Genomic DNA, 5,063 nt, shown 5'->3' with positions numbered 1-5,063 from the left:
ATCTTGACGTGATCATCTACGCCACCGGCTATTACCTGGATTTCCTGTCCACCGTCGACATTCGCGGCCGCGACGGCAAGAGGCTGATCGACGAATGGGGTGACAGCCCGCGTGCCTACCGCGGCGGCACCGTGCCCGGCTTCCCCAACCTATTCACCATGTCGGCGCCGAACTACAGCCCCGGTCACGGTGCAGGCGCGAACTTCTCGATGGAGGTGCTCGCGCACTACATCACCGAATGCCTGCAGTTGATGGCGCTGCGCGGCGCCACCACAATTGAAGTCACTCAGCGGGCCTACGAGGACTACGTCGCGGCGATCGACGAGACGATGAGTGGCACCGTATGGTGTCACACGCCGAATGCGCACACCTACTACCGGTCGGGATCGGGTCGGGTGGTGGTGGCCACGCCGTATCGGCTGGTCGACGTCTGGCATCAGCATCGAGCGCCGATCGAAGAGGATTTCACGTTGCGATGATCCAATTGCTCTCCGGTAAAACGGCTTTGGTAACCGGTAGCAGCCGCGGCATTGGACGCGCGATCGCGCAGCGGCTAGCAGCCGAGGGTGCGACCGTCGCGGTCACGGCGCGTGCCTATCAACCGTCGCACTCCACCCGCTTCGGGATCACTTCGGCGATACCGGGGACCATCGACGAGACCATCGCCCTGATCCAGGACGCCGGTGGATCGGCGTTCGGGCTGACCGCCGACCTCGAGGACGGCGCCGCGCGTGACACTCTGGTCGACGCGGTGCTGGACCGGACCGGCCGGATCGACATCCTGGTCAATAACGCCGGTTTCGCCGACTACTCGGTAATTGAGGACATGTCGCTGGAAACGTTCGACCGAACCATAGAGCATTACCTACGGACGCCGTTCGTGTTGACCAAAGCTGCTGTGCCGCATATGCGTAAGCAAGGTGGCGGGTGGATAGTCAACATCGGGTCGGTCACCGGTGTGGCTCCGGTGCGGCCGTACCGGGACTACAACAAAGCCTCTGGCGACGTCGTTTATGCGTCGTGCAAGGCGGCCCTGCACCGCTTCACCCAGGGCGTGGCCGCAGAGTTGCTCGACGCCAACATCGCCGTGAACTGTGTCGGCCCGTCGACGGCCGTTCGCACACCTGGTGCCGCACAGTTGATCCCGGAGACATTCTTCACCGAGCCGGTCGAATATCTGGCCGAGACCGTGCTCGCAATGTGTCATCTGCCGGCTGCGCAACGCACCGGCCTGGTGGCCTTCAGCCTGCACTACCCCTGGTCACAACACCTACCGGTGCACAGCCTCGATGGCAAGTCCGAGCTGCCGCCATTGGAGCCACCAGCGTCCGCCAACCCCAACATCCTGCCCGCGGGCCTATAGCCTGAAAGGGTGAGGATGCATGGATCCTGATCGACTACAACGCCTCTGCGATGAGCGAGACATACAGCGGGGATTGACCCTGTTCGCCCGCGCCATGGACGATCGCGATTGGACCGCGATGGCCGAGATCCTCGCCGACGACGCAGAAGGCGACTTCGGCACCGGACGCCTGCAGGGAAGTGCGGCGATCATTGAGCTGATACGGAGTTTCCTCGATAGTTGCGGTCCGACCCAGCACCTATTGGGCAATGTTGTCATCGATGTCAACGGTGATAAGGCGGTCAGCCGGGCCTATATTCGCGATGTTCATCTCCGCTCTGATGCTGATCCCTCGGCGCGGTTCTACACCCTCGGCGACTACAAAGACACATGGCGGCGGCAGGCCGACGGGACGTGGTGCCTAACAGAGCGGGTCAAGGCTAACCGCGCCTATGTCGGATCACTCGACGTCTTCAGCAGCTAACCGGCGAGGCCCGTGTCGCTTCGACAAAAGCTGTGGCAGACGCGATCTCGCACAATCACCTCGGGACATTCGGGGTCGAACCAGCGATCCACGTAGGCCCAATGAATCGGATGCATCAAATACGGACCCATCAGCCCTTCGACGTCGGTGAACTGCTGTTCGAATACATGAGTCCATGTCGAAGTGCCGGTGGCTTGCTCCACTCGGCTCAGTTGCCATGCGGCGATGGTCCGCACATACCGGGGTAGCAGCCGCAAGTCGGCCTCGAAACGCGCGACAGTCGCCTCCGCTGTATCGGGCGCGACCCGCAGCAACAGCGTGCGGTATACGGTGCCGGGGCCTGTCGCCCACTCGGTGCTAATCGGCGTGCCTGTATAGGTGGCGCCGTTGACATTGCCGACGATGGGGTCACGCAGCACATTGGTGAATTGCGTTGCAACAGAATCCCAGTCGCTTCGGTCGGCGAACCGCAGATGCATCAGGATGTCGCCGCCGTAACGGGCGCCGGGCAGTGTCGGTTCCACCATAACCCGTCGCGCGCCGAACTCCGCGGCCGCGCACCGAAGTTCGGCCAACAGCCTGTCACGGTCCTGCGGGCGGGTATCAGGCGCCACGTCGATCAGGTTGATGACGCTATACATCGCCCAGTCTTTCCACGTCGTCGGCGGCGCCGGCCACACTGCGGGTGCGGTCGACCACCAAGTCGCCGATACCGGTCCACCACTGCCCCACGGCGGGATCGGGCCGACCCAGCCACGTCATCTGCCACCACGCCCGCGGGCCCGGCAGTGACCAGATGATCGTGACCGTGTTGTTCTGATCGGTGAACCAGATTGGCGGACTGACCAGTACTTGCTCCAAGGTCATTCCGCGCTCACGTGCACCGGGTGCGTAATCGGCGAGGTAAGCGTCAACGAACTTCCGGGCGCAGCCGGGGCGGGTGATCACTCGGTCGATGACGTAGACCTGCCGTTCAGCCATAGGTCGAGGCTATGAAATCTCGCTATCGAGATCGGCAATCGTCCCGCTGACCGGCACAGTTGCCGAAACTCTCCCGATCATGGGAAACGACGTCTTACCAGCCCGTGGCGATCGATAGCGTCGTGGCTTGGCTCGTCGAGGGAGACCCGTGAAACCCACCACAGATCAATCGCCGGAGATCGCCAAGTTCGATCCCGTTATCGTCAAACGCTTGATGGCCGGCTTGCGGCCTGCAGTGAAGGGCTGGCTGCGCTCTGAAGTGAGGGGCCTGGAACGGATACCACCGGGTGGTGTGTTGCTGGTCTCGAACCACTCCGGCGGCGCGCTGCCCACAGATATGCCCGTATTTGCCTGCGACTTCTACCAGAAGTTTGGATTCGACCGGCCCCTCTACGGATTAGCGCACGACGTCATCCTGAGCGGACCCACTTCCGGCTTGATGCGCCGCCTCGGCCTCATCCGTGCCAATCGCGCCAACGCGGCGAGTGCCCTGCGCAGCGGCGGCGCCGTGATGGTTTTTCCAGGCGGTGACTACGACGCCTACCGGCCAACATGGCGGCAGAACACCCTTAACTTCCGCGGCCGAATGGGATATGTCCGAACGGCCATCGAGGCCGGCGTCCCCATCGTCCCGATGGTGTCCATCGGTGGCCAGGAGGGCCAGCTCTATCTGAGCCGTGGTATGTGGTTGGCGAAAAAGCTTGGAATCAAAGAGCTTATGCGCACGGATATCTTGCCCATCTCGCTTGGTCTACCGTTCGGGTTGGCCTTGATTCCGCTCAACTTGCCGCTACCCACCAAGGTGGTGACCCAGGTCCTAGATCCCATCGACATCGGGGCGGCATTTGGTGAAGATCCTGACGCCGAGGCGGTCGACGCCCATGTGCGCTCGGTGATGCAAGAAGCATTGAATAATCTGGCCGCGCAACGGCGCTTCCCCATCCTCGGCTGAACCAGCTTCAGAGAAGTAGCTGAGCCAGTGCTAGACAGGCCTGCCGGCGGGCTTTGTGTGCGATGTCGAGCATCGCCATCGTCATGAACCCGTGGATGCCCCCCTCGAAGTAGCACCGCGACGTCACTACACCCGCAGCCTCGAGCGCGTCGGCGTAGGCGTTGCACTCATCACGAAGTGGATCGTGGCCCGCGGTGACGATAACTGCGGGCGGCAGTCCGGCCAGGTTGGCTCGCAGTGGCGAGGCGTACGGGTGTTCCCGATCGGCGCGCGCCGGCACGTACTGATCCCAATACCACTGCAGCGCCGGCTTCGGATTGTAGAAACCGTTGCCGAACAGGCGATATGACTCGTTGTCGAAGTTGGCGGCGATCACCGGATAGATCAGCAACTGGGCCGCGATCGGGGGGCCGCCGCGATCGCGTGCCATGACCGCGGCGACCGCGGCAAGGTTGCCGCCCGCACTATCACCGCACACCACAACACGGCCTGAATCGGCGCCGACCGCGTCCGCGTTGTCAGCCGCCCACTGGGCGACGGTATAGACGTCCTCGGCGGCGTCGGGCCACCGATTCTCCGGCGCCAGCCGGTAGCCGACCGAAATCACCACGGCTGGAACGCGATTCGCGATACTGCGGCACAGGCAGTCGTGGCTGTCAAGATCGCAGAACACAAAACCGCCGCCATGCGCATACACCAGAATGGGCAGTCCCTCGCCGAGGGGCCGATACACCCGGATTGGAATGTCGCCGCCTGGTCCCGGGATGGTGTCGTCGACGATCTGGGCCACCGGCTCGGGCCGAGCCGGTGGCACGAAACGGGAGCGGATGGTGGCCCTCGCCTGCGCACCGGTCATGGTGTGCACCGGCGGGAAGCCCGCATCCAAAGCTTCGACCAGCGGGGCGAGCTGTTGGTCGAGATTCACGCGTACTGCAAGGCCGGACGCGAGGCACGCAATGGCCGCAGCGGCTGCAGGGTCGGCGCCACCCGCCGAGGGCCGTCTTCGACGTTGCGCCAGATGCCCATCGCGGTCATCCGCACCGGGGCGGCCAACCGCTGGTCGAACATCATCCGATTCATCGGGCCGCACACCGAGACTGCGGCGACAGCCTCACCCGGATTCCCGATAGGCGCTGCGACGCAGCCGAACCCGGGCAGCGACTCCTCGCGCTCGAACGCGACACCGTGGGCCCGCACCTTGGCCAGTTCAAGCGCAAGTTGGGAGCTACTGGCGATCGAGTATTTCGTCTTGCGGGCCTGCAGATCCACGGCCGTGTCTTCGTCGCTGTAGGCCAGAATTGCCT

General features: G+C 63.6%; 7 protein-coding genes and 1 pseudogene. 4 read left to right on the top strand and 4 right to left on the bottom strand.

What is annotated here, in order from left to right; genetic code table 11:
* From WAN02_RS23685 to WAN02_RS23675, 3 genes and pseudogenes are all read left to right on the top strand, one after another.
* Positions 1 to 479, top strand: a pseudogene (locus tag WAN02_RS23685) (cyclohexanone monooxygenase); the annotation flags it as partial.
* Entirely contained in the window at positions 476 to 1,363 is an 888-nt protein-coding gene (locus WAN02_RS23680) for an SDR family NAD(P)-dependent oxidoreductase (protein WP_422266964.1), read from the top strand. The pseudogene WAN02_RS23685 and the gene WAN02_RS23680, both read left to right, overlap by 4 nt.
* Before the next feature lie 19 nt (positions 1,364 to 1,382).
* A complete protein-coding gene (locus WAN02_RS23675; protein ID WP_422266962.1) occupies positions 1,383 to 1,826 on the top strand; it encodes a nuclear transport factor 2 family protein in 444 nt (147 codons plus the stop codon).
* Here WAN02_RS23675 and WAN02_RS23670 read toward each other — a convergent pair.
* Together WAN02_RS23670 and WAN02_RS23665 are read right to left on the bottom strand one after the other, a co-directional pair.
* Positions 1,823 to 2,467: a Dabb family protein gene (locus tag WAN02_RS23670; protein WP_422266960.1), complete on the bottom strand. Its 645-nt coding sequence runs from the start codon at positions 2,465 to 2,467 to the stop codon at positions 1,823 to 1,825. The two genes, WAN02_RS23675 and WAN02_RS23670, sit on opposite strands and share 4 nt — an antisense overlap.
* Positions 2,460 to 2,807, bottom strand: coding sequence for a hypothetical protein (locus WAN02_RS23665; RefSeq protein WP_422266958.1), 348 nt, complete (start codon positions 2,805 to 2,807; stop codon positions 2,460 to 2,462). Before WAN02_RS23665 ends, WAN02_RS23670 begins: the two co-directional genes overlap by 8 nt.
* A 148-nt stretch (positions 2,808 to 2,955) precedes the next feature.
* Between WAN02_RS23665 and WAN02_RS23660 the strand changes: the two genes are divergently transcribed.
* Positions 2,956 to 3,759, top strand: coding sequence for a lysophospholipid acyltransferase family protein (locus tag WAN02_RS23660; protein ID WP_422266956.1), 804 nt, complete (start codon positions 2,956 to 2,958; stop codon positions 3,757 to 3,759).
* Between the two features lie 7 nt (positions 3,760 to 3,766).
* On the opposite strand, the gene WAN02_RS23655 is transcribed toward WAN02_RS23660, so the two are convergent.
* On the bottom strand, positions 3,767 to 4,684 hold the full coding sequence (locus WAN02_RS23655; protein ID WP_422266954.1) for an alpha/beta hydrolase: 918 nt from the start codon (positions 4,682 to 4,684) through the stop codon (positions 3,767 to 3,769).
* Positions 4,681 to 5,063: IclR family transcriptional regulator domain-containing protein (locus WAN02_RS23650; protein WP_422266952.1), on the bottom strand; the 383-nt coding region annotated here is incomplete at its 5' end. The genes WAN02_RS23650 and WAN02_RS23655, both read right to left, overlap by 4 nt.

This window comes from Mycobacterium sp. (assembly GCF_049281135.1).
In the GTDB taxonomy this organism is placed as follows: Bacteria; Actinomycetota; Actinomycetes; order Mycobacteriales; family Mycobacteriaceae; genus Mycobacterium.
The sequence above is the reverse complement of the archived record's forward strand: the minus strand, read 5'-3'. Positions and strand labels throughout refer to the sequence as shown.